At 74.3% G+C, this 21,259-nt stretch carries 20 protein-coding genes; 10 read left to right on the forward strand and 10 right to left on the reverse strand.

The window, feature by feature from the left end:
- On the forward strand, positions 1–807 hold an 807-nt coding region (locus ACFYNO_RS27735; protein WP_388018144.1), incomplete at its 5' end, for a carbohydrate-binding protein.
- A 52-nt stretch (positions 808–859) separates the two neighbouring features.
- On the opposite strand, the gene ACFYNO_RS27740 is transcribed toward ACFYNO_RS27735, so the two are convergent.
- The 3 genes from ACFYNO_RS27740 to ACFYNO_RS27750 form a co-directional block, all read right to left on the reverse strand.
- Positions 860–1,525 carry a beta-glucanase gene (locus ACFYNO_RS27740; RefSeq protein ID WP_388018147.1) on the reverse strand — a complete coding sequence of 222 codons (666 nt, stop codon included), beginning with the start codon at positions 1,523–1,525 and terminating at the stop codon, positions 860–862.
- A gap of 125 nt (positions 1,526–1,650) precedes the next feature.
- Positions 1,651–2,103: a hypothetical protein gene (locus tag ACFYNO_RS27745; protein WP_388018150.1), complete on the reverse strand. Its 453-nt coding sequence runs from the start codon at positions 2,101–2,103 to the stop codon at positions 1,651–1,653.
- A gap of 161 nt (positions 2,104–2,264) precedes the next feature.
- Positions 2,265–3,185: an aldo/keto reductase gene (locus ACFYNO_RS27750; RefSeq protein WP_388018153.1), complete on the reverse strand. Its 921-nt coding sequence runs from the start codon at positions 3,183–3,185 to the stop codon at positions 2,265–2,267.
- A 92-nt stretch (positions 3,186–3,277) separates the two neighbouring features.
- On the opposite strand from ACFYNO_RS27750, the gene ACFYNO_RS27755 reads away from it, so the two are divergent.
- The 3 genes from ACFYNO_RS27755 to ACFYNO_RS27765 are packed head-to-tail and all read left to right on the forward strand — an operon-like array spanning position 3,278 to position 5,674.
- Positions 3,278–4,273, forward strand: a complete 996-nt coding sequence (locus ACFYNO_RS27755) for an ArsR family transcriptional regulator (protein WP_388018156.1) — start codon at positions 3,278–3,280, stop codon at positions 4,271–4,273.
- Between the two features lie 41 nt (positions 4,274–4,314).
- Positions 4,315–5,052 (forward strand): class I SAM-dependent methyltransferase, encoded by a 738-nt coding sequence (locus ACFYNO_RS27760; RefSeq protein ID WP_388018159.1) that lies wholly within the window; start codon positions 4,315–4,317, stop codon positions 5,050–5,052.
- The gene (locus ACFYNO_RS27765; RefSeq protein ID WP_388018162.1) at positions 5,045–5,674 is read left to right on the forward strand and encodes a hypothetical protein; all 630 of its coding nucleotides are present in this window, start codon (positions 5,045–5,047) and stop codon (positions 5,672–5,674) included. Before ACFYNO_RS27760 ends, ACFYNO_RS27765 begins: the two co-directional genes overlap by 8 nt.
- Here the strand turns inward: ACFYNO_RS27765 and ACFYNO_RS27770 are convergent.
- Complete coding sequence (locus ACFYNO_RS27770) at positions 5,660–6,901, reverse strand: aromatic acid exporter family protein (RefSeq protein WP_388018165.1); 1,242 nt, start codon at positions 6,899–6,901, stop codon at positions 5,660–5,662. The genes ACFYNO_RS27765 and ACFYNO_RS27770 overlap by 15 nt on opposite strands.
- Positions 6,902–6,993: 92 nt before the next feature.
- On the opposite strand from ACFYNO_RS27770, the gene ACFYNO_RS27775 reads away from it, so the two are divergent.
- Both ACFYNO_RS27775 and ACFYNO_RS27780 read left to right on the forward strand, forming a co-directional pair.
- Positions 6,994–7,851: a DUF3626 domain-containing protein gene (locus tag ACFYNO_RS27775; protein WP_388018168.1), complete on the forward strand. Its 858-nt coding sequence runs from the start codon at positions 6,994–6,996 to the stop codon at positions 7,849–7,851.
- Complete coding sequence (locus tag ACFYNO_RS27780; RefSeq protein WP_388018171.1) at positions 7,848–8,612, forward strand: nucleotidyltransferase domain-containing protein; 765 nt, start codon at positions 7,848–7,850, stop codon at positions 8,610–8,612. Before ACFYNO_RS27775 ends, ACFYNO_RS27780 begins: the two co-directional genes overlap by 4 nt.
- Here ACFYNO_RS27780 and ACFYNO_RS27785 read toward each other — a convergent pair.
- Positions 8,601–9,950 (reverse strand): cytochrome P450, encoded by a 1,350-nt coding sequence (locus ACFYNO_RS27785; protein ID WP_388018174.1) that lies wholly within the window; start codon positions 9,948–9,950, stop codon positions 8,601–8,603. The genes ACFYNO_RS27780 and ACFYNO_RS27785 overlap by 12 nt on opposite strands.
- Positions 9,951–9,974: 24 nt before the next feature.
- Positions 9,975–10,742 carry a type I methionyl aminopeptidase gene (gene map, locus ACFYNO_RS27790; RefSeq protein WP_388018177.1) on the reverse strand — a complete coding sequence of 256 codons (768 nt, stop codon included), beginning with the start codon at positions 10,740–10,742 and terminating at the stop codon, positions 9,975–9,977.
- A gap of 78 nt (positions 10,743–10,820) precedes the next feature.
- Here map and ACFYNO_RS27795 point away from each other — a divergent pair, with 78 nt between their 5' ends.
- Complete coding sequence (locus tag ACFYNO_RS27795) at positions 10,821–11,093, forward strand: helix-turn-helix domain-containing protein (protein ID WP_388018180.1); 273 nt, start codon at positions 10,821–10,823, stop codon at positions 11,091–11,093.
- 7 nt (positions 11,094–11,100) lie between these two features.
- On the opposite strand, the gene ACFYNO_RS27800 is transcribed toward ACFYNO_RS27795, so the two are convergent.
- On the reverse strand, positions 11,101–11,835 hold the full coding sequence (locus tag ACFYNO_RS27800; RefSeq protein ID WP_388018183.1) for a DUF4118 domain-containing protein: 735 nt from the start codon (positions 11,833–11,835) through the stop codon (positions 11,101–11,103).
- Between the two features lie 606 nt (positions 11,836–12,441).
- Between ACFYNO_RS27800 and ACFYNO_RS27805 the strand changes: the two genes are divergently transcribed.
- The 3 genes from ACFYNO_RS27805 to ACFYNO_RS27815 all read left to right on the forward strand — a co-directional run bounded on the left by ACFYNO_RS27805 (position 12,442) and on the right by ACFYNO_RS27815 (position 15,352).
- Positions 12,442–13,068, forward strand: a complete 627-nt coding sequence (locus ACFYNO_RS27805) for an MSMEG_1061 family FMN-dependent PPOX-type flavoprotein (RefSeq protein ID WP_388018186.1) — start codon at positions 12,442–12,444, stop codon at positions 13,066–13,068.
- Between the two features lie 227 nt (positions 13,069–13,295).
- Entirely contained in the window at positions 13,296–14,090 is a 795-nt protein-coding gene (locus ACFYNO_RS27810) for a class I SAM-dependent methyltransferase (RefSeq protein WP_388018189.1), read from the forward strand.
- A 218-nt stretch (positions 14,091–14,308) separates the two neighbouring features.
- Positions 14,309–15,352, forward strand: coding sequence for a methyltransferase domain-containing protein (locus tag ACFYNO_RS27815; protein WP_388018192.1), 1,044 nt, complete (start codon positions 14,309–14,311; stop codon positions 15,350–15,352).
- 104 nt (positions 15,353–15,456) lie between these two features.
- On the opposite strand, the gene ACFYNO_RS27820 is transcribed toward ACFYNO_RS27815, so the two are convergent.
- The 3 genes from ACFYNO_RS27820 to ACFYNO_RS27830 form a co-directional block, all read right to left on the reverse strand.
- Positions 15,457–17,487, reverse strand: a complete 2,031-nt coding sequence (locus ACFYNO_RS27820; protein WP_388018195.1) for an Ig domain-containing protein — start codon at positions 17,485–17,487, stop codon at positions 15,457–15,459.
- A 301-nt stretch (positions 17,488–17,788) separates the two neighbouring features.
- Positions 17,789–20,188: an RICIN domain-containing protein gene (locus tag ACFYNO_RS27825; protein ID WP_388018198.1), complete on the reverse strand. Its 2,400-nt coding sequence runs from the start codon at positions 20,186–20,188 to the stop codon at positions 17,789–17,791.
- 42 nt (positions 20,189–20,230) lie between these two features.
- Positions 20,231–21,250 carry a LacI family DNA-binding transcriptional regulator gene (locus ACFYNO_RS27830; protein ID WP_388018201.1) on the reverse strand — a complete coding sequence of 340 codons (1,020 nt, stop codon included), beginning with the start codon at positions 21,248–21,250 and terminating at the stop codon, positions 20,231–20,233.
- Positions 21,251–21,259 lie beyond the last annotated feature (9 nt).

Genomic DNA, 21,259 nt, shown 5'->3' on the forward strand with positions numbered 1-21,259 from the left:
GCCATCGACTTCGACCTGGAGGAGCCGGAGTACGAGAACACCGCGGCGATCCACAACGAGATCGGCGCGGCCCGGATCCTCCAGGCCAACAACCCGGGGCTGTACGTCTCGATCACCACCGCGGGCACCAACGCGGGCACCGGCTGGTTCGGCCAGCAGATGCTCAACGAGGCCAAGTCACAGGGCTTCACGCCCAACAACTACTCGATCATGCCGTTCGACGGCGGCTTCGCGGGCGCCTCCGCGCAGACCGCCGCGCTCACCCAGTTCAACACGCTGCTGATGAACACCTTCGGCTGGAGCTCGGCCACCGCCTACGCCCACGAGGGCGTCTCGATGATGAACGGCCGCACCGACTCCGCCGAGTACTTCACCCAGGCGGACTTCCAGACCGTGCTGGACTTCGCCACGGCGCACGGGCTGGCCCGCTACACCTTCTGGTCCGTCAACCGCGACCGCCAGTGCACGCCCGTGGTGGACCCCGGGCTGTCCGGGTCCTGCTCCGGAGTCACCCAGAACCCCTGGGACTTCACCAAGTACACGGTGAAGTTCGCCGGCGCCACCCCGCCCAGCGGCCCGCCGCCCACCACGGCCCCGCCGACCACCGCTCCGCCGACCACCACCCCGCCGACCTCGGCCCCGCCCACCGGCGGCAGCTGCACCGCGGCCCCGTGGAGCTCCAGCACTGCCTACAACGGCGGCGCCGTGGTCTCCTACAACGGCCACAAGTGGACCGCCAAGTGGTGGACCTACAACGACACCCCGGGCGGCCCGGCCGGCGTCTGGACCGACAACGGCCCCTGCTGACCCGCACCCGCCGGCGGCCGCTCTCCCACGGGGAGCGGCCGCTCCGGCGGACTCAGCGGGAGTCGGCCGCCCGCTCCACCGTCAGCTCCGGGCAGCTCCAGCTGAGCCGGCGCGGGCCGGTCAGGAGCGGGGCCGGGTGGTAGAAACCGTCGGCCACCGAGAGGTTGACGATCAGGTAGGCCTGCCAGTCGGGGCCGACGCCCTGGGCGTCCTGGAAGACCGGGGTGCCGTTGACCGTCCAGTCCACCGAGTCGGCCCCGAAGCGGGTGGTCAGGTCGAAGGCGGCGCCGGGGGCGATGCCGGCCGCCGAGCCGTCCCAGTAGAGGTGCGTGTCGCGGACGTGGTTGGAGAGCTCCAGCATCGCCGGGTGGTCGGCGTGGTACTCGAAGACGTCCACCTCGTTGCCGCCGTCGCGCCAGGTCCAGATCGCCGGCCAGGCGCCGAGTGCGGTGGGCAGCCGGATCCGGGCGTGCAGCAGGTCGCCGGTGCGCAGCTGGAAGCCCTCCGGGCTGTTCTCGGTGGTCAGCAGGTTGCAGCTCCACAGGCCGCCGAAGTAGCGCCGGGTCGCGCTGAAGACGCCGTCCGGGCAGTAGTTCCGGTTCAGCCGGTCCAGCTTGTGGTCGGACCGGTTGGTGGGCCCCATGTCGGGATAGGCGCTGGTCCGGCCCGCCACCCACTGCTCCGCCGAGCCGAAGTCCGCCTGGAACACCAGAGCCATCTGGCACCGTCTCTCCCTGGGGCAACCGTTTCCGCACGGTGTCTGCCCGGTCGCCTTGCGTGATAACCGTCGGGGCCCGCTCCGCTTGCGCCGGAAGTCGGCGCCGCCGACTCGGGGGAGCGGGGCTAGCGGGTGTCCTTCAGGGTGTGCGCCCGCAGGGCCGCCAGCAGCGGCAGGATCTCGTCGCCGGTGCTGCTCTGACTGACCGCCACGATCGCCGCGACCACCAGCCGCCCGATCTGCCCGGCCGCCGCCACGTCCTCCCCGGCGTTCGCCGCCCACACCTCCAGCGCCTCGCCGAGCACCTCGCTGAGCCGGTAGATGGCGTTCTCCCGCATCTGCTCGGTCTGCCTGGCGGCGTCCTCCGGCGTGTCGTCGCCGCCGCTGAAGGCGATGGTCAGCAGCGCCTGCAAGGTCCGGTGCCCGTAGTCGGCGAGCAGGACGGGCAGCGGCTGCTCGGACTCGGTGGCCGCGACGAGCGCCGCCAGTGCCTGCTCGTCGCGGTGCCAGGAGGCCTCCAGGGCGGCCAGGGCGCGCAGGGTCTCGTCCTGGGTCAGGTCCATCTCACTGTCCGTCATGCTCCGCAACGGTACGCATCCGGCGCCGGGAGGGGACCGGAATCGGTCGACGTCACCGGGGAGCGTGACGTGCGGGCCGGGGCCGCCACCCGGGGGCGGGCGGGGCCCTATGCTGTTCCGGCGGCCCGTCACCGCCGCGGGCGGACAACGCCGACGGCTCATCAGCTCTCCGCCTCCGCCAGCGCGTCCAGCGCGCCGACCTCGGCCGGGGTGAGCCGCAGCGCGCCCGCCGCCAGGTTCTCGGCCAGGTGCGCGGGGTCGCCGGTGCCGGGGATGGCCAGCACCTGCGGGCCCTGGTGCAGGGTCCAGGCCAGCCGCAGCTGGGCCGGGCTCACGCCGTGCGCGCGGGCCAGGGCCAGCAGTCCGGCCGGCTCGGCGGTGTCGCTCCGCGCCGTCCGCCCGGTCGCCCGGGCGGCGCCCGCCAGGGCGTAGAACGGGACGAAGGCGATGCCCAGCTCGCCGCAGCGGCGCAGCAGTTCGCGCTGCGCGGCGGGCGCGCCGAGCCCGAACAGGTTCTGCACGGCGGCCACCGGGGCGATCCGGCGGGCCTCGGCCAGCTGCTCCGGCAGCACGTTGGAGACGCCCAGCTCACGGATCAGCCCGGCCTGCCGCAACTCGGCCAGCGCGCCGAAGCGTTCGGCGAGCGAGTCGCTGCCGAGCACCCGGAGGTAGACCAGGTCCAGGTGGTCGCGGCCGAGTTGGCGCAGGTTCTGCTCGACCTGCCCGCGCAACTGCTCGGGCCGGGCGTGCGGCAGGAAATCCCCGGCGGGGGAGCGGCTGGGGCCGACCTTGGTGGCGATCACCAGGTGCTCGGGGTACGGATTCAGGGCGCTGTTGATCAGCTCGTTGGCGGAGCGCAGCGCCGAGAAGTAGAAGGCGGCGGTGTCCAGATGGTCGACGCCGAGGTCGACGGCGGTGCGCAGCAGGCGGATCGCCGCCGCCCGGTCGCGCGGCGGCGAGGCCGGGTCGAAGGCGGGGCCGTGCTGTGGCAGCCGCATCGTGCCCAGGCCGATCCGGCGGACCGTCAGGCCGCCGATCCGGCCGGTGTCCCGGCTGCCGCCGGGCGTGGTGTCGTAGGTCATGGCGTGATCCTCACCGGCCGATAGGCTGGACCGGAACTGATTCGAACATCTGCGAATCCAGCGGTTCGCGAGACCACGGGGGCGGGGCTGCGATGCCCACTGAACTGGCTTTCTCCACCGCCGACCTGGCGCAGGTGCGGTTCGCCGTCTCGCCGGTCTGGGAGCTGACCACCAGCTTCCGGCTGCTGCTGCGCGGGGCCGGACCGGAGCACCCGGTGTACGGGCGGTGGATCGCCCAGGTGCGGCCCCGGGTGGTCGGCGCGGGGCTGCTGGCGGACGGCTGGCTGACCGAGCTGCTGGGCTGCCCGGGCTACGCGCCGGACTTCCTCAACCCCGTCCCGCCGGGCCACGCGCCCGGGCTGGCCGAGGAGTTGGCCGTGCTCGCGGCCACCCCCGAGAAGCAGGTCCGGGCCGACCTGGACCACCTGGCCCGCCACCAGGGCGCGCTGGGGCCCCGGTTGCGCGCGCTGCGGGCCGAACCGGCCGCCGGGCTGGAGCGGTTGGCGGCCGAGCTGGCCGCCTACTGGGAGCTGGCGCTGGCCCCCTACTGGGCGCGGATCGAGGCGCTGTCGGAGGCCGACGTGCTGCACCGGGCTCGGCAGGCGGCCGAGCACGGCATCGGCCGGCTGCTCGACGAGCTGCACACCTCGATGAGCTGGGACGGCGCCGGGCTGCGGCTGCGGGCCCGCAAGCAGCCGCTCGGCCGGCCGGGAGCGGCGCCCGGACTGGTGCTGGTGCCGCTGGCCTTCGGCGGGGAGCGGCTGCGCACCCGGACCGGACCGCCCGACCCGCCGCTGCTCGGCTACCCCGCCCGCGGCGCGGGCACCCTCTGGACGGCCCGGCCGTGCAGCGGACTGGCCGCGCTCAGCCCGGTGCTGGGCCGCTCCCGGGCCCGGCTGCTGGCCGAGCTCGACCTGCCCGCCTCCACCACCGAACTCGCCGCCCGCACCGGCCTGTCGCCGGCCGCCGTCTCCAAGTACCTCACCGCGCTGCGCGACGCGGGCCTGACCAGCGCCCACCGGGCCGGCCGCTCGGTGCTCTACGCCCGCACCGCGGCCGGCGAGGCGGTGTTGGCGGCCGCCCGCTGAATTCACTGGCGGGCCACCCGCCCTGGTGCTACACCAGCGCAGTGACAGAAGTCGACCAGCTGTTCTCCGACCCGGTGCTCGCCGAGCTCTACGACCCGTTCTGCGAAGGCCGCCAGGACTTCGACTACTACCTGCCACTGGTGCTGGCCGCCGGCTCCGTGCTCGACGTGGGCTGCGGCACCGGCGAACTGCTGCGCCGGGCGGCCGCCGCCGGGCACCCCGGGCGGCTGGCCGGCCTGGACCCGGCCGCGGCCATGCTGGCGGTGGCCCGGCGGGCCGCGCCGCAGCTGGAGTGGCAGCTCGGCGACCTGGCATCGGCGCTGCCCACGGGTGAGTTCGAGCTGATCGTGATGACCGGCAACGCCTTCCAGGTGCTCACCGGCGACGAGCAACTGCGCACCGCGCTGGCCGCCGTGGAGCGGCTGCTCGCGCCCGGCGGCCGGTTCGCCTTCGAGACCCGCAACCCGGCCGCCCGCGAGTGGGAGCGCTGGACGCCGGAGGCGGTCGACCGGGCGCTGGACGCCGAGGGGCAGCCGGTCGACTACTGGCGCGAAGTGGAACTGCCGGTCGCCGGTGAGCTGGTGAGCTTCTCGCACACCTTCACCCGACCCGGCTGGCCGGAGCCACGGACCGCCCGCAGCACGCTGCGCTTCCTCGACACGGAGGCGCTGGACGGCTTCCTGGCGGTGGCGGAGCGGTACGGGGACTGGGACGGCTCGGCGCTGACGGCGGAGAGCCCGGAGATCATCACGGTGACGAGGAGACGCGGCGATGCTTAGCCCGGGACTGCTGGAGACGGCGGAGCGGTTCGACGACTGGCGGGCGCGGTCCCGGGTGGCGGCGGTGGGGGATGCCGTGGTGGTGGCGGTCGGGGCGGTGATCGTGCTGGTCGTCGGGGTGGACGACGTGGTCTCGTGGTTCGGGGACCGGGTGTTGCTGGACCACCGCAGGCTGGCGGGGACGATGGGGTGGGTGCTGCCCCCGGTCTGGCTGTGGCTCATCGTCTCGCTGGCTCCCGTGGTGGTCCGGCACGGGGCGCTCGCTCCCGAGCACCGGCTGTCGAAGCGGGTGCTGTTCCGCCGTGCGTACGCGCCGACCGCGCGGGCGGGGGCGGCGCTCGGCGGGCTGCTGCTGGCCTGCGTGGTGATCGTGGCCGGCGGCTTCGTGGCGGGCGCGGCCAAGGGCGAGGTGCGGGGGACGGCGGCGAGCGGCTACCAGCTCTCCGTCCAGGGCACGGCCGGCTGGCAGCCGCTGACGCCGGCCGAGTACCGGCACTGGAGCGCCGAGCTGGTCCGGCTGGACGGGCTCTTCCTGGCCTTCGGCTTCGGGGCGGTCGCCCTGGGGTCGGTGGTGCGTCGGGCGCGGCGCACCGACCTGTTCACGGCTCTACCGGCGCAGTAGCTGCCGGCCCCGGTCGGCCAGCCGGCGCGGGCGCTCCAGCCGGGCCCGGTTGGCCATCGCCGCCCGGTCCAGCTCCTCCATCAGGCGGCGGGAGCGGTGCTCCAGGTCCAGCTCGTCCAGGATCCGGTCCACCTCGGCCAGCAGCGAGCCGTGCAGCTGCCAGGCGTCCGGCTGCTGCTGCACCCGGCGCAGCAGCAGCTGCGCCGCGTTCTCCCGGGTCGCCCAGGCGGCGGCCAGCTCGGACGCCAGCCGGGCCTCGGCCTCCTCGGCGTTGCGCTCCACCTGAGTGCTGACCAGCACCGCGAAGCTCACCAGGGCCCCGCCCAGGTGGGCCAGCAGCTCCTCCATCGCCAGCGCCTCCTCCGGCGCCAGCAGCCGCTCGCCCTCGCCGCGCCGCTTGGCCAGGTCGGTGAGCGAGCGGGCCAGCACCCGGATCACCACCACGCAGATCTCCAGGGTGTCCAGCCCGGTGCGCAGCACGATCCGGGAGAGCAGCCCCTCCCGGATCCGCGGGTTGAACCGCAGGCTGTCCTCGGCCTGCCGCAGCGCCGCGTCCACGTCGGCGATCGCCTGGTCCAGCTCGCGGGCCTCGTGCAGCCGGGCCGCCGCCCGGGCCACCGGGATCGGCTCGCCCAGCTCCTCGGCGATCCGCAGCAGCAGGTGGCGGCCCCGGCGGGCCAGGTCCTCGATCGACTCGCCCGCCGTGTCCACCCAGACCGGTGGATGGAAGAGCAGGTTGAAGAGCAGCCCGACCACCGCGCCGATCAGCGTCTCCAGCACCCGGTCCCAGGCCTGCGAGGCCAGCCGGGTGACCCCCAGCACCAGCATCGCGCTGATCGCCACCTCGTTGACGAACTCGTCCACCCGGACGAAGTGGCCGATCGTCAGCGAGGCCAGGATGGTCAGCGCCAGGCTCCACCAGGAGAGCCCGACCACCGAGCTGAACAGGGTCGCGATCAGCACCCCGACCACCACCGAGTTCACCCGGCGGATGCTGGTGGTCAGCGTCGAGTAGACCGTCACCTGCACCACCAGCAGTGCGGTCAGCGGTGCCGTCAGCGGGGCCGGCTCGCTGCTCAGGTGCACGGCCACCACGTAGGAGATGGTCGCGGCGGCGGTGGCCCGGACCGCCTGGTCGACCACGGGCTCCCGCAGCCGGCGCTTCCCCGCCGCCAGCAGCTCGGCCGGGCCCCGTCCACCACCGCGTCCACCATGAGCAAGGCGCATGATCACTCTTCTTCCCGGCGGGTGCGCGGGGGGAAACCCCGGGGCGGAAAACCACCTGCGACCGGCGGCGGGGCTGCGGCATCCTGGCCCGCATGAGAGCCGAGCCGCACGAGCCCTACGGACCCGCCGCCGACCTGGCCCTGCGGCACGTGGCCGGGCTGGCCGCCGCCGGCCCGTTCGACCCCGGCTGGCGGGTCACGCTGAACTTCCACCCCGACCGGCTGACCCGTGACGGCGAGCCGATCCTGCACCGGCTGGCCGCCGACGGCGTCTACCGCTCGCAGTTCACCACCGGCACCAGCAACGGCGGCCTGACCGCCCACCCCGGCGGCGACCGCTGGCGCTGGGAGAGCCGGATCTTCGGCGGCGCCTACGACGGCGCGCCCGCCGAGCAGCGCCCGGTCTACGGCGCGCTGAACTTCCGGCACCAGCCCTTCGGCGCCGCGCCCCGGTTCGGCTCGGCGCACTTCCGGCTGCGCCCGGAGCCGTCGGCCCGCACCACCTTCTGCTACCCGGACAGCTTCACCGAGCCCTCCGACTTCGGCACCGCCGAGCGGATGGCCCTGGTCGCCCTGGCCCGGGCCGGCCGGCGCGACCCGCTGGACGACTACGTGGAGGCCCAGGTACACGGCCCGGTCCGGCTGGCGCGGGACGTCGAGGCGCTGGTGCTGGACCCCTGCTACCGGGGCACGCCGGTGGCGGCCGCCGCCGAGCGGCTGCCCTGCCCGGTGGAGTGGCACGCCGGCTGGCGGCTGACCGTCGAGGTGCTGCGCCGTCACCCCGAGTTCCGCGGACCGGAGTTCGTGGCGCTCGGCGAGGAGATCGCGGTGGACGGCCTGCTGGACGCCCGGATCATCGGCGAGGCCGAGCGCTCGGGGCAGTACGACCCGCAGGCCCTGAAGCGGGTCTGGCACTACCTGGCCCGGTTCGGCGGAGCGGAGCAGCGGTGAGCGACGAGGACTTCCTGACCGCCGTCACCGGGCGGCTGGCCGCGCTGCCCGCCGTCGAGGCCGTCGCGCTCGGCGGCTCGCGCGCCCAGGGCACCCACGCGCCGGACAGCGACTGGGACCTGGCCGTCTACTACCGCGGCCCGTTCGACCCCGGCGACCTGCGGGCGGTCGGCTGGGCGGGCGAGGTCTGCGAGCTGGGCGCCTGGGGCGGCGGGGTCTTCAACGGCGGCGCCTGGCTGACCATCGACGGCCGCCGGGTGGACGTGCACTACCGCGACCTCGCCGTGGTGGAGCACGAGCTGGCCGAGGCCGGGCAGGGCCGGTTCCACTGGGAACCGCTGCTGTTCCACCTGGCGGGCATCCCCAGCTACCTGCTGCTCGCCGAACTCGCCGTCAACCGGGTGCTGCACGGCACCCTGCCGCACCCCGGCTACCCGCCGGCCCTGCGCACGGCCGCCGCCGCGTGGTGGCGCGAGCGGGCCGGGCTGACGCTGGGTTACGCGGAGGCCGCCCACCCGGAGCACGGCCGGCTGGTGGAGCTGGCCGGGCTGCTGGCGGAGGCGGCCCTGCAGACCGCGCACGCGGTGCTGGCCGCGCGCGGCGAGTGGGTGACCAACGAGAAGCGGCTGTTGGAGCAGGCCGGGCTGCGCGGGCTGGACGCGATCCTGACGGGGCTGGCCCCGGAGCCCGCCGCGCTGGCGCAGGCCGTCCGGGCCGCGCGGCGGCTCTTCGACGAGGCCCTGGCGCAGTCACCCGGCTGAGTGGACCCGCAGCCGCAGACCGCGCGGCGTCAGCGTGCTGCGCGCCGCCGCCCGGACGGGGGAGCGGCCGTCGGGGGAGAGCCGCCAGCGGCCGAGCACGGTGGCGAGCGACAGCGCCGCCTGGGTCAGCGCGAACTGCTCGCCGATGCACTTGCGCGGCCCGCTGCCGAACGGCAGGTAGCTGGTCCGGTCCGGCTTGGTGTGCTGCCAGCGGTCGGGGTCGAAGCGCTCCGGGTCGGGGAAGAGGTCGGCGCGGTGGTGCAGCAGGTACGGGCTCCAGGCGACGGTGTACCCGGCCGGCACCCGATGGCCGCCCAGTTCGGCGCCGGCGCCGGCCTCCCGGGTGAGCATCCAGGCCGGCGGGTAGAGCCGCAGCGCCTCGGTGACGGTCTGCCGCACCAGCGGCAGCGCCGGCAGGTCGGCCAGGGCGGGCGGCGCCCCGCCCAGCACCTCCGCCACCTCCGCCCGCACCCGCCGCTGGATGCCCGGGTGCCGGGCGAGCAGGTGCAGCGCCCAGCCCAGGGCCGCGGCCGTGGTCTCGGTGCCGGCCACGAAGAAGGTGCGCAGCTGGTCGGTCACCTCGGTGTCGCCGAGCGCCCGCGCGCCGGTCGGGCTCTCCGGGTCCACCGCGCCGAGCAGGGCGGAGAGCAGGTCGGTGCCGCCGGGCCCGGCCGCGTGCCGTCGGCGGTCGTCCACCAGCGCGCCCAGCGTCCGCCCGAACCGCTCGGTGGCCTCCCGGTAGCGGCGGTTGGCCGGGATGGGCAGCCGGTCGAACGGCGGCGGGGTGAGGACCTGCCGGAACGAGCCGTCCAGCAGGGTGGCGAGGTCGGCGAGCAGCTGACGCCCCGTCGCCTCCGGCAGCCGGGCGGCGAAGACCGCGGTGACCGTGCTGCGCATGGTCATGGTCAACAGTTCCTCCGGCACCCGCAGCAGCTGGCCGTCCCGCCAGGAGCCGACGGTGCGCTGCGCCGCCTCGCCGAAGTGCGGGGCGTAGTCGGGCAGCCGGTGCGGGTGGAAGGAGGGCTGGCAGAGCCGGCGCTGGCGGCGGTGCCGGGCGTGCGGGCAGCCGGCCAGGCCGTCGCCGATCAGGTCCTTGCTGCGCTCGGCGATCGGGCCGGTCTTGTCGAAGGCGCGGTCGTCCAGCAGCAGCCGGCGGACCAGCTCCGGGTCGCGGACCAGCAGCACCGGCAGCGGCCCGAGCCGCAGCCGGACCAGCGGCGCCGCGCGGTCCAGCCCGCGCAGGAACCCGAGCGGGTCCCGGAGCATCGGCAGGGTGTGCCCGAGCCCCGGCAGCGCCCCGGGGGCGAGGGGCACCGTCGTCCGCGCTCGGCCGTCCACGGGGCCACGGTAGCTGACGGCGGGTCAGCGGATGGTCAGGATCCGCGGACCCGCGTCGGTGATCGCCACGGTGTGCTCGACGTGGGCGGCGCGGCTGCCGTCGGCGGTGCACAGGGTCCAGCCGTCGGGGGCGGTGCGGTACTGGTCGCGGCCGCCGGCCTGCAGCATCGGCTCGATGGCGAGCGCCATGCCGTGGCGCAGCCGCATGCCCCGGCCGGGGCAGCCGTCGTTGGGCACGTGCGGGTCCTCGTGCATGGCGCGCCCGATGCCGTGGCCGCCGAAGCCCTCCATCAGCCCGTAGCCGGCGCCGCGGGCGACGGTGCCGATGGCGTGCGCGATGTCGCCGATCCGGGCGCCGACCACGGCGGCGGCGATGCCGGCGGCCAGCGCGCGCTCGGCGGTCTCGATCATCCGCAGGTCGGCCGGGCGCGGGGTGCCGACGATGAAGCTGACCGCCGCGTCCCCGGTCCAGCCGCCGAGCCGGGCGCCGCAGTCGACGCTCACCAGGTCGCCGTCGCGCAGCCGGTAGTCGGTGGGGATGCCGTGCACCACGGCGTCGTTGACGGAGGTGCAGATCACTGCGGGGAACGGGGTGCCGGCGAAGCCCGGGCGGTAGCCGAGGAACGGCGAGTCGGCGCCGGCGGCGCGCAGCACCTCGCGGGCGACGGCGTCGAGCTCGCGCAGTGTGACGCCGACGGCGGCGCTCGCGCGGACGGTGGCGAGGGCCTCGCCGACCACCCGCCCGGCCTCCCGCATGGCGTCCAGTGCGCGGTCGGTCTTGATCTCCACCATGGTCGGGGCCTCCCGTACGGCCCCGAGTGGGACCAATTCTTATACCGGTATTTGTATCCCGGTATTAGTATCACGGGTATGGTGCGAACTCCACTGACCCCTCAGGAACGCGAACGCGGCGAACGGCTCGGCTCCCTGCTCCGGCAGGCGCGCGGCGGGCGCAGCATGGTCGAGATCGCGGCCGCGGCCGGGCTCTCCACCGAGACGCTGCGCAAGATCGAGACCGGGCGGGCGCCGACGCCGGCCTTCTTCACCATCGCGGCGCTGGCGGGCGCGCTCGGGCTGTCGATGGACGAGCTGGCGCAGGCCTGCGCGCTGGTGGCGGCGGAGGGCGCCGCGGCGGTGGCCTGACGGCCGCTCAGGCGGCGCGGACCGGGCGCTGCAGTGCGTCCAGGGCCGCGCCGGCCTGGTCGGCGAGGGTGGCGGCGACCAGCCGGGCCTGGCGCGTCGGGACGGTGCCCGGGGTGCCGGTGACCAGGAAGCGGCCCAGGTAGCGGCCGGTGCCGAAGAGCCGCAGCTCCACCGGCCCGGGCGGCAGGCCCAGGCGGTCGGCGTCCCAGGGCACGCCGTCGACGGTGACCGAGCCGTCCGGCGCCAGGCGCGGCGGGTGGCCGAGCAGTGCGCCGTACTCGAAGCGGCACTCGTCGAGCTGCAGCAGCTCGATCAGCTGCGCGCGGACGTGGTCGACCACGGTGAGCGCCGAGTTGGCGGAGCGGGCCAGCACGGCGGTGTCCCGGACCCGGGCCAGGTGGTCGGTGCCGGTGACGGCGGTCAGCCGGTACCGCCGGGCGCGGGCGGCGAGCTGGGAGACGGCCAGGCCGACCGCGAGCAGCAGGCCGGCCGTGACCAGGTCGGCCGACTTGGTGATGGCGAAGGTCTGGTACGGCCTGGTGAAGAAGAAGTCGAACCAGAGCGCCGCGCTGACGGCGGCCAGGGCGCCGGCCCACCGCCGGCCGAGGGTCGAGACGGCGACCACCACGACCACCAGCAGCAGCGCCGCATCGGTGTTGGCCAGGTGGCCGCGGGCCGGCAGCAGCAGCGCGCAGAGCGCGAGCGGGCCGAGGAGCGCGGAGAGCAGGGGGACCGGTCGCATGGTGCACCTCCTGCCTCCGGTGTAGGCGCGCCCGCCCGCCGCGACAAGTGCCCGCGCCCGCTGTTGACGCGATCCTTGCGGGGCGCCCGCGCCTCGGCCGGCCGTCGGCCGGTCCCAGCCGAGCCGCAGGGAGAGGCCCGGCCGGCGGAGACGCAGCGCTGCCCGTTGATCCGCCGCTCGCGCAGGGTGAAGATGACGCTGCTCGACCCGGACCTGGTGCGGGGCCGGCGCGGGGAGGTGCGGAGCGATGGCCTCGAAGGCGGCGCCGGGCCCGTCCGGCTCGCCGTGGACGATGGTGTTGTGGTCGACGGTGCCGGCCGCCGGGAACTCGCCGAGATCGGCGATCCGGGCCCATCGCCGCCTCCGCCGGGCAGGGGCCGATCACCGGGCACCCGGAGGAGGCCACACAGGAGGTCGACCTGGCCGACTTCCCGGTCCCGGCCGCCCGCGGTGCCCGGCGGCCTCGTGACCCCCGCCGACCACCGGGCCCGCTTCGGGTTCGGCCCTGTGGCCCTGCTGGCGTGACGGCCCCTCAGGCCCTGGTCGAACGGGTGTCGGGTCGCCTACGCTCGGGCCGGACGATCGGGTACGGACGGAGGGGGCGGCATGGTGGCCGACTGGGTCGAGGTGACCTCGGTGGCGGAGCTGACCGGGGTGGTGGGCGAGCCGGCGGGGGCGGCGGTGGACAAGGTGCGCGCGGGCCTGCACGCCTACGACCGGGAGTTCCTGGCCGCCTCCCCGCTCTGCGTGGTCGCCACCGCGGCCGCCGACGGCAGCTGCGACTCCTCGCCCAAGGGCGACCCGGCCGGCTTCACCCTGGTGCTCGACGACACCACCATCGTGCTGCCCGAGCGCCCGGGGAACCGCCGGGTCGACGGGTTCCGCAACATCCTGGCCAACCCGCGGGTCGGCCTGCTCTACCTGATCCCCGGCCGCCCCGACACGCTGCGGATCAACGGGCGGGCCCGGATCCTGCGCGACGCCCCGTTCTTCGACCGGATGGTGGTGAAGGGCCACCGGCCCGAACTGGCCCTGCTGGTGGAGATCGAGCAGGTCTTCTACCACTGCCCCAAGGCGCTGCTGCGGGCCGGAGCCTGGAGCCCGGAGCGCTGGCAGCCGCAGGCGGCGCCGTCCCGGGCCAGGATCGCCAAGCTGCTGGAGCAGCGGCCGGAGAGCGTCGAGGAGCTGGAGGATTATTACGGGGCGCGGTACCAGGAGCGGATGTACGGTTGACCGCTCGAAGGCGCCTCCCGGCCGTCGCCCCCCGGGCCGCTGCCGCAGGGAGGAGGGCGGCAGCCCGAGGGGCGATCGGTGAGGCCCGGACCGGCTGAGCGGTCCGTCCGGGCGCGCTCACGACGCTACGCCCGGCGGCCCGCCCCCACGGCGGCTCCTGACGGGTCCTTGATCCCGGCGGCAGCCGTCCTGACGCCGCTCTGACACAGCAGACCTGAGGGGGAGTCATGACCAGCGCACCGCGCAGCCGCGTCTTCGGCGAGGTGGCGGAGCTGTACGACCGGGCCAGGCCCGGCTACCAGCCGGAGCTCTATGCCGCGCTCTTCGACTACGCGGGCCCGCAGCCGTACCCCGTGCTGGAGATCGGCGCCGGCACCGGCAAGGCCACCGCCGGACTGGCCGAGCGGGGCGGCCCGGTGCTCTGCCTGGAGCCGGACCCGCGGATGGCCGAGGTGCTGCGCCGCAACACCGGGTCCTGGCCGCAGGTCGAGGTGGCGGTCGGCGGGTTCGAGGAGTGGCGGCCGCAGGGCCGCGAGTTCGGCGTGCTGCTGGCCGCCACCTGCTGGCACTGGGTCGACCCGGAGCAGCGCTGGGACCTGGTGCACGGCGCGCTGCGGCCGGGCGGCACGATCGCGCTCTGCTGGAACCCGCAGGGCATCGTGGACGGCGGGGTGTTCGCCGCGCTGCAGGAGGTGAACCAGCGGTACGGCGTGCTGGACGGCCTGTTCGAGGCGGCCGAGGACATGGCCGGCCTTCCGGAGGACCGGGAGGAGTGGCCGCTGGCCGAGTGCCTGCGGGACGGCCGGTTCACCGAGCCGCGCTCGCTGCGGTTCGCCGCGCCCGTCCGGTACAGCACCGAGGAGTACGTGGGTCTGCAGGCCTCGATCTCCGCCTACCGGATCCTCTCCGCCGCCACCCGCGAGCTGGTGCTGGACGAGATCGCCGCCGTCCTGGACGCCAACGGCGGAGGCGTCGACGTGCTGCAGGTCAACGACCTCTTCCTGGCCCGCCGGGCGGTCTGAACGGCCCGCCGGGCAATCTGAACCCGGAAGCGCACGGGGAATGAAATCTGACGTGTGACATTGTATCGTCTCCCTTCATGGGGTGGCAGAGCCGGCCGTCGGTGGGGGCGGCCGGCTCGTCTCCGCCGGTACGTGCGGCTGTCGCCGGACGGCTGCCCCTGGATAGCACGTGTCACGTGCTATCGTCAGAGCCCGCACGCTACCGAGCAGGAGCGACCGTGCGTACCAACGATGCCCAGATGCTGGTGCTCTCCGCCTTGGCGGACGGGCCGCTGCACGGCTACGGCGTCAACGCGACCATCGAGCGGATGACCGGAGCCCGGCTGGGCCGGGGCAGCCTCTCCAGTGCGCTGGCCCGGCTGCGGGACAAGGGGCTGGTCGAGCAGCTGGAGGGGGAGGGCCGCCGCCGGCCGCTGCGGCTGACCGAGGACGGCCGGGCCACCCTGGAGCGGGAGCTGGCCGCGCTGGCCGAGGTCACCGGCCGGATGTTCGAGACCGCCGTGCCCGACCGGGCCGGCTACCTGGACCGGCTGGCCGCCAGCGACCCGGGCCGCTCCTACAAGGAGCTGGCGCTCGCCGAACTGGACATCCGCCCGGGCAGCCTGGTGCTGGACCTGGGCTGCGGCCCGGGTGCCGACCTGCCCGCACTGGCCGCCGCCGCCGGCCCCGAGGGCCGGGTGGTCGCGATCGACAACGACCCCCGAATGGTGCGGCTGGCCCGCGAGCGCACCGCCGGCATCGGCGTCGTCGAGGTGCTGCAGGCGGACGTGGCCACCCTGCCGCTGCCCGACGGCTGCGCCGACCGGGTGCACACCGACCGGCTGCTCCAGCACGTCGAGGACGTGCCGGCGGTGCTGGAGCAGGCCCAGCGGGTGCTGCGGCCCGGCGGCCGGCTGGTGATGGCCGAGCCGGACTGGGACACCCTCACCCTGGACCACCCCGACCTGGAGATCGCCCGCGCCTACACCCGGCACATCGCGGACCGGATCGTGCGCAACGCGGTGATCGGGCGCCAGCTGCACCGCCTGGCGGCCGAGCAGGGCTTCGTGGTCCAGCAGGTCACGGCGGTCACCTCGGTGCTGCGCGAGCTGCGGGCCGCGGACCAGATCCTCGGCATCCAGCGGAACACCGAACGCGCCGTCGCCGCCGGGTACCTGACCCGCCAGCAGGCCGACTCGCTGCTCGGCCACCTGATCCAGGGCCCGGTCTTCGCGACCGTCACCCTGCACATCACCACCGCGGACCTGCCGCAGCCGGAGTGAGGCCCGCCCCGCGGACCGGAGGGGATCCGCGGGACGGGCCGGGGTGCTGACGGCGTCTCAGCCCTCGGGCGGGAGCCGTACGGGCGGGGTCAGTACGGGCGGGGTCAGTACTCCCTGCCCGAGGCGTCGTCGACCAGGAAGGCGGTGCCCGGGGTGGCGCCGCTCTCGTGGGCGACCAGCTTCAGGTCCACGGTGGTGCCCCAGCCGACCTGCTTGACGAACGAGCTGACGTCCACCGACTGCTGCTGCCAGCCGCCGGTCGGGTGGGCGCTGCTCCAGGTCGCGGCGGTGCCGAGGACCTGGCCGTTGTACATGTCCACCACCTCCAGCGAGAGGGTGTCCGGGGTGCCGGTGGTGTTGGTGGTCTCGGTGTCGAGCCAGAACGAGAAGGTCGCGTTGCTGTAGCCGGGGTAGGTGTTCAGCTGGCTGGCGATCGAGTCGTCGGCCGCCGAGCCGTCCTGGCCGAGCCAGGCGTACCACTGGCCGGAGTGGGCGCCGTACCGGCTGGACGGGGTGATGAAGTTGTAGCCGCCCGGGTTGTCGCTGCCGCCGGTCGGGCTCCAGGCGTCGGTCATCACGGAGTGGTCCACGTCGGCCGAACCGTTCTCGAAGCCCGGGTCCACCAGCTGCTCGGGCCCGGTGTTGCAGCCGGTGTGCCCGCTGGCCGTGACGTTCTCCCAGAAGCCGGTGCTGGTGCTGTGGCCGGAGGAGTCGGCGGCCGTCACGGTGACCCGCTGCCAGTTCGAGGTGCCGGAGCCGGTCCCGGAGATCACGCCGGAGCTCGGGTTGACGGTCAGGCCGTTCGGCAGGCCGGTCGCGCTGTAGCGCACCGTGCCGCCGTTGTCGGTGTAGGCCACCGCCGGGATGTTCACCGGGGTGCCGGGCGCGTCGGTCCGGTCGCACATGGTGCTGAGCGTCACCGGCGCGCTCGGGGCGATCGGGTCGCTCGCCATGCAGAGGTGGTCCTGGTTGGACCAGAGGGTCTGCAGCGGGAAGGAGCCGGTGGAGAGGTTCTCGAAGAACAGGCCGCCGTTGGCGCCCTTCGGGATCCAGGCGCACTTGTCGCCCAGCTCCTGGCCGGTGGCGTCGGTCCAGCCGCCCGGGGTGTTGGGGTCCGAGAGCGTCTCGGCGTACTCGTGGCCGCCGATGATGCCGTAGCCGTCCAGCAGGGCGCGCGGGGTGTTCTCGCCGAACCAGTTGGCGCCGCAGCCCGCCTGGTCCGGCAGGTAGGGCATGTTGCTGTAGACCAGCTGGCCGTACTGCGAGCGCTCGAAGTCGTGCCAGGCGCAGTAGTTGTTCATCCAGTGGTCGGGGTTGGTGCCGTGCGGGGAGTCGATGACGTACTGCACGTTGCGGTTCTGCGCCTCGGTGGTGTTGCCGAAGTGCTGGGCGGCGGCGATGACTTCGGCGCCGATCTGCGGCTCGGTGGCGGCGTCCGGAGCGGCGGCCGCGTTGTCCAGCCAGACGCCGGCCAGCACGCTGCCCTGCTGCGGGTAGGGGATGTGCGGGGCGTTCGCCGGGCACTGCATCCGGCCGGTCTGGATGCCCTCGCAGTACTGGGTGAGCACCGCGCTCCAGCCGTCGCCGGCCGAGCCCAGGCCCTTGAAGAAGTCCTGCTGGTAGGGCGCGGCGCCGTCCGGGTCGCCGGAGGCGATCACGTCGCCGGTGGAGTTGGTGGAGGCGGTGCCCCACTGCGAACCCCACAGCACCAGGTAGACCTTGGGCGGGCCGATCTCGATGCCGGCGGAGTCCTGGCTGCCGTTGTAGGTCATCGGCAGGTCGTACTGGTTGGCCACGTAGCCGTCGCCGTTCTCGCCGGTGCCCGGTTCGGCGCCGTCCTGGCCGGCGGTCTGACCGGTGGCCTTGCCGTTGGCGCCGGCCTTGCCGGTACCGGGGGCGGCCAGCTTCGCCACGTGCTTGCCGTGCGCCTGGTCCCGGGCGGTGGCGGTGACGCCCGCGGGCTTGGCCGGCGCGAGGGGGGTGCCCGGCCTGGCCGCCGCCACGTGGTCGGCGGGATGGGGGTCGGCCACGGCGGCGAACGGGCTGCTCAGCCCGGCGGCGGCGGTGGCCAGAACGATCCCGGCGAGCAGGGCGTGCCTGCCGCGCCGGACTATGCCTGATCCGAGTCTGCTCACGTCACACTGTCCACTTCTGGGTGGGGGGCGACGGCTGCGCGGAGCGCAGTCGCCTGGTGCCGGGCGTGCAGCCGAAGGGCCGGGAGCAGAACGCGTGGAGGCGCCGCGGACTGCGGCGCCACCACGCGTGGAGGCTCGGGGGACCGTGCTGGCCTTCGGGGAACTGAGGCTTACGCGGACGTTATGTGCAATGGCATATTGCACCAGCTGTGTCGCAGCGCACAAGACACGTCACCCGGGCCAGCCCTGATGGCCCGTCAGGGGATCACCACCGGGACGGTCACCGGGCCGGGCGCGGAAGTCAGCCGGTGACCTGCACCGTCGCGGTCTGGCCGGCCGGCACCGTCACCGTCGCGTAGGTGTAGGTGTTGCCGTCCACCGGGGTGGTCCGCACGGGCTGCGCCACGCCGTTCACCGTGATGCCGGTGTGGCCGCCGGTGAACTGCGCGGTCCAGGTGAGCGAGCCGCCCGAGGTGTTGGTCAGCGTCGACTTGGTCAGGCCGTCGTGCCGCACGGTCACGGTGTTGGAGCCGACCGGGATCGAGGAGACCTGGAGGTAGCCGATCTGGCCCGGCAGCTCGGAGTGCGTGGTGAGCGCGTGGCCCGCCGCGTCCGGCTGCACGCCCAGCAGGCCCTGCACGGTCTGGCTGAGCAGCGTGAAGGAGACCTCGGGGTAGTCGGCGTTCAGGAAGCCGCCCGCGTGCTCGGCGTTGATCTGGCCGAAGATGTGCTGCATCCACTTCCAGCCGGTGGCGCCCATGTTGTGCGCGAAGAAGACGTCCGGGAGGTAGGTGTCCGCCTCCAGGTTGCCCGGTGCGCCCGCGCCGGAGGCCTGGGTGTCGATGAAGTTGAGGTAGTTGGTCTCCCGGTAGCCCGGGTTCATGATGTTCTTCAGCGGCATGAACCAGGAGTTCTCCCGGCCGAAGTCGGTGTAGGCCCGGGCGCTGGTGTCGTAGGCCCGCACCACGGTGTTCCAGTTGTTCGGGTTCCCGCTCCAGCCGCTGTTGTAGTACGCCTTCAGGTCGGTGGCGGCCTGGGTGTACTTGGCGGCGCCGGCGGTGTCGCCCTTGGCGGTGGCCAGCGCGGCGGCGGCCAGGTAGGCGGCGTACTGGGAGCCGACGGAGTCGCCGGACTCGGCCAGGGTGGCGCCGTTCTCGTTGTAGCTGGCCACGCCCTGGAAGATGTCGCCGCTCCTCGCCTGGGCGATCCGGTGCCCGTTGTCGTTCAGCGGGCCGGTGTGGCCGTCGATGAACGGGCCCACGGTGTTGGCGACGTAGGTCGACAGCGTCGGGTCGTCGAGGTAGTCGCGGTCGCCGGTCCACTGGTAGGCGTCGTCGACCTTCTGGGCCAGCTCGAACGGCGCGGGCAGCTCCCGGACGAAGTCCGTCGGGCCGTGGTAGTCGATCGAACCCGGCGTGGTGCCGTCGAAGTTGACGGACCAGTACGGGTCGTAGTTCTGTGCCGGGGTGGCCGAGGCGGCGAAGGCCTTCAGCATGGTCTTGTTGTCGGCGTCCAGGCCCAACAGGTGGGCGCCGGCCAGCTGGTGGGCGAAGTCCCGGGAGTAGAAGTCCGAGCGGAACGGGTAGCCGGCCCAGTAGGTGTTGCCGTAGACGCCCTGCGAGGTGCCGGCCGTGTTGTTCTCGTCCGCGTTGATCGGGCCGGTCGAACCGGGCTGGCTGGCGAAGGAGTTGGCCTTCACCTTGGCCCAGTCGAAGAGCGCCGCCAGAGTGGCGTTGTCGGTGCTGATCCGCGGGTCGTTGGCGGCGGAGACGGCCACCGAGACGTCGTCGGCGTTCACCCAGCCGCTCGGCGAGGAGCCGACCGACAGGGCCACCCGGTCACCCGCCTTCACCGCTATCCGCGGCACCGTGTACTTGGCGTAGACGGACTGCGAGGGCAGCGCGACGCTGCCGGCCGCCTTGCCGTTGACCAGCACGGTGAGGTTGCCGCCCGCAGCGCCGGTGGCGATCCAGGCGCTGAAGTCGTAGCTGCCGTTCTGCGGGGCGGTGACGGTCTGGCTGACGGTGTAGCCGGTGCCGGCGTCCAGGTAGGCCGCGGAGCCGCCCAGGTGGGGGTTGTTGCTCGCGATGCCGGTGTGCGCGGAGAAGGTCCAGCCGCCGGTGCCCTGCTCGAAGGCGGGGTTGGCGTACTGCAGCGGGTCGGCCCGGGTGAGCAGCCAGGCCTGGTTGCTGCCGCCGTTGCAGGTCCACTGCTGGATGGCGGTGCCGGGGGTGAAGGAGCCGTACGGCAGGTCCAGGCAGAGTGCCGCGTTCTGCGGGTGCAGCACGGTGCTGCCGTCGCCGGCCGGGGCGGTGGTGAACCGCTGGCCGGCGCTGCCGTCGCAGGCGGCCTCGATCAGGGCGGCGCCGGAGGCGGTCGAGCCGCCGGCGGGGGTCAGGCAGAGCCCGTCCGCGGCGCGGTCGCTGATCGTGTAGCCGCCGTTGTCGTCGGAGGTGAACTGCCAGCGCTGGCCCAGCAGGCTCTGGCACGGCTGCTGGGCGACAGCGGTGCCGGCCGTGGTGCCGGCCCACTGGCCGCCCAGGCACTGCCCGGAGGCGTCCGAGGCGATGACATACGAACTGCCCGGGATCACGGCGTCGCTGATCGCAGCGCCGGCCTGGCCGGCCGGCAGGAGGGTGACGGCTCCGGCGGCCAGGGAGACCAGGCCCAGGTGGGCGTGGATGCGGCGGTAGTGCGGCAAGGGTTCCTCCGACAGCGTTGTTGGGGGAGTGCCCCGGCGCCCTCAGGCGGGAGGGCGCCGGTCGTGGTGGGGGCTGGTCGTGCCGCGCACGACCACCTCGGGTTGGAACATCAGTTCACCGGGCGGCACTTGACGGCCCGACAGCAGGCCGACCAGGCCGCGCGCCACCTCGGCCGAGAGCTTGTCCACCGGCTGGCGGACGGTGGTCAGCGGCGGGTCGGTGAACTCCATCAGCGGGCCGTCGTCGTAGCCGATGACGGAGACGTCCTCGGGCACGGCGAGGCCCTGGCGGCGCACGGCGCGGATCGCGCCGAGCGCCATCTGGTCGCTGCAGGCCACCACGGCGGTCGCGCCGAGGGCCAGCAGCTGCTCGGTGGCGAACTGGCCGCCCTCGACCGAGTAGGTCTGGCGGACCACCAGTTCGTCCTGGCCGCCGAGGCCGACGGCGGCCATGGCGGCGAGGTAGCCGGCCACCCGCCGGTCGGCGGGCCGGTTGCCCGACGGGCCGGCCGCCATGCCGATCCGGCGGTGGCCCAGCTGGTGCAGGTGGCGCACCGACAGCTCGGCCGCGTACACGTCGTCGGTCGAGTAGGCGATCGACTCGCCGCCCTGGAACCGGCCGTTGACGCAGACGTAGGGGACGGCGCGGCTCTCCAGCAGGTGCAGCAGCTCCGGGTCGAAGAGATCCAGGGTGTTGCTGGCGGAGCAGAAGACGATGCCGACGGCGCCCAGGTCGAGCAGCGACTTCAGGAAGTCGCGCTCCTGCACCCCGCCGGGCAGCGAGGGGCAGACCACCGCGCGCAGCCCGTGCGGGGCCAGCGCCAGCCCGATCTTCTCGGCGAGTTCGCTGAAGATCGGGGTGGCCAGCCCCGGGGTGATCACCCCGACGATGCCGCCGCCGGTGATGCTGCGCTCGTAGCCCATCTCCTCCAGCGCCTGCTCGACCACCTGGCGGGTCTTCTGCGAGACGCCGCTCTTGCGGTTCAGCACCCGGCTGACCGTCGCCAGGCTCACCCCGGCCCGCTGGGCGACCTCGGTGATCTTGACCTTCTCCTGCTCCATACCAGCCCT

Source organism: Kitasatospora sp. NPDC006697 (genome assembly GCF_042869935.1).
Taxonomy (GTDB): domain Bacteria; phylum Actinomycetota; class Actinomycetes; order Streptomycetales; family Streptomycetaceae; genus Kitasatospora.

Coding starts and splice junctions, on each gene's coding strand:
- ACFYNO_RS27795 (WP_388018180.1), top strand. CDS start 10,821: ATGGTGCGAACTCCACTGACCCCTCAGGAACGCGAACGCGGCGAACGG.
- ACFYNO_RS27745 (WP_388018150.1), bottom strand. CDS start 2,103: ATGACGGACAGTGAGATGGACCTGACCCAGGACGAGACCCTGCGCGCC.
- map (WP_388018177.1), bottom strand. CDS start 10,742: ATGGTGGAGATCAAGACCGACCGCGCACTGGACGCCATGCGGGAGGCC.
- ACFYNO_RS27810 (WP_388018189.1), top strand. CDS start 13,296: ATGACCAGCGCACCGCGCAGCCGCGTCTTCGGCGAGGTGGCGGAGCTG.
- ACFYNO_RS27805 (WP_388018186.1), top strand. CDS start 12,442: ATGGTGGCCGACTGGGTCGAGGTGACCTCGGTGGCGGAGCTGACCGGG.
- ACFYNO_RS27740 (WP_388018147.1), bottom strand. CDS start 1,525: ATGGCTCTGGTGTTCCAGGCGGACTTCGGCTCGGCGGAGCAGTGGGTG.
- ACFYNO_RS27830 (WP_388018201.1), bottom strand. CDS start 21,250: ATGGAGCAGGAGAAGGTCAAGATCACCGAGGTCGCCCAGCGGGCCGGG.
- ACFYNO_RS27800 (WP_388018183.1), bottom strand. CDS start 11,835: ATGCGACCGGTCCCCCTGCTCTCCGCGCTCCTCGGCCCGCTCGCGCTC.
- ACFYNO_RS27755 (WP_388018156.1), top strand. CDS start 3,278: ATGCCCACTGAACTGGCTTTCTCCACCGCCGACCTGGCGCAGGTGCGG.
- ACFYNO_RS27775 (WP_388018168.1), top strand. CDS start 6,994: ATGAGAGCCGAGCCGCACGAGCCCTACGGACCCGCCGCCGACCTGGCC.
- ACFYNO_RS27770 (WP_388018165.1), bottom strand. CDS start 6,901: ATGCGCCTTGCTCATGGTGGACGCGGTGGTGGACGGGGCCCGGCCGAG.
- ACFYNO_RS27750 (WP_388018153.1), bottom strand. CDS start 3,185: ATGACCTACGACACCACGCCCGGCGGCAGCCGGGACACCGGCCGGATC.
- ACFYNO_RS27765 (WP_388018162.1), top strand. CDS start 5,045: ATGCTTAGCCCGGGACTGCTGGAGACGGCGGAGCGGTTCGACGACTGG.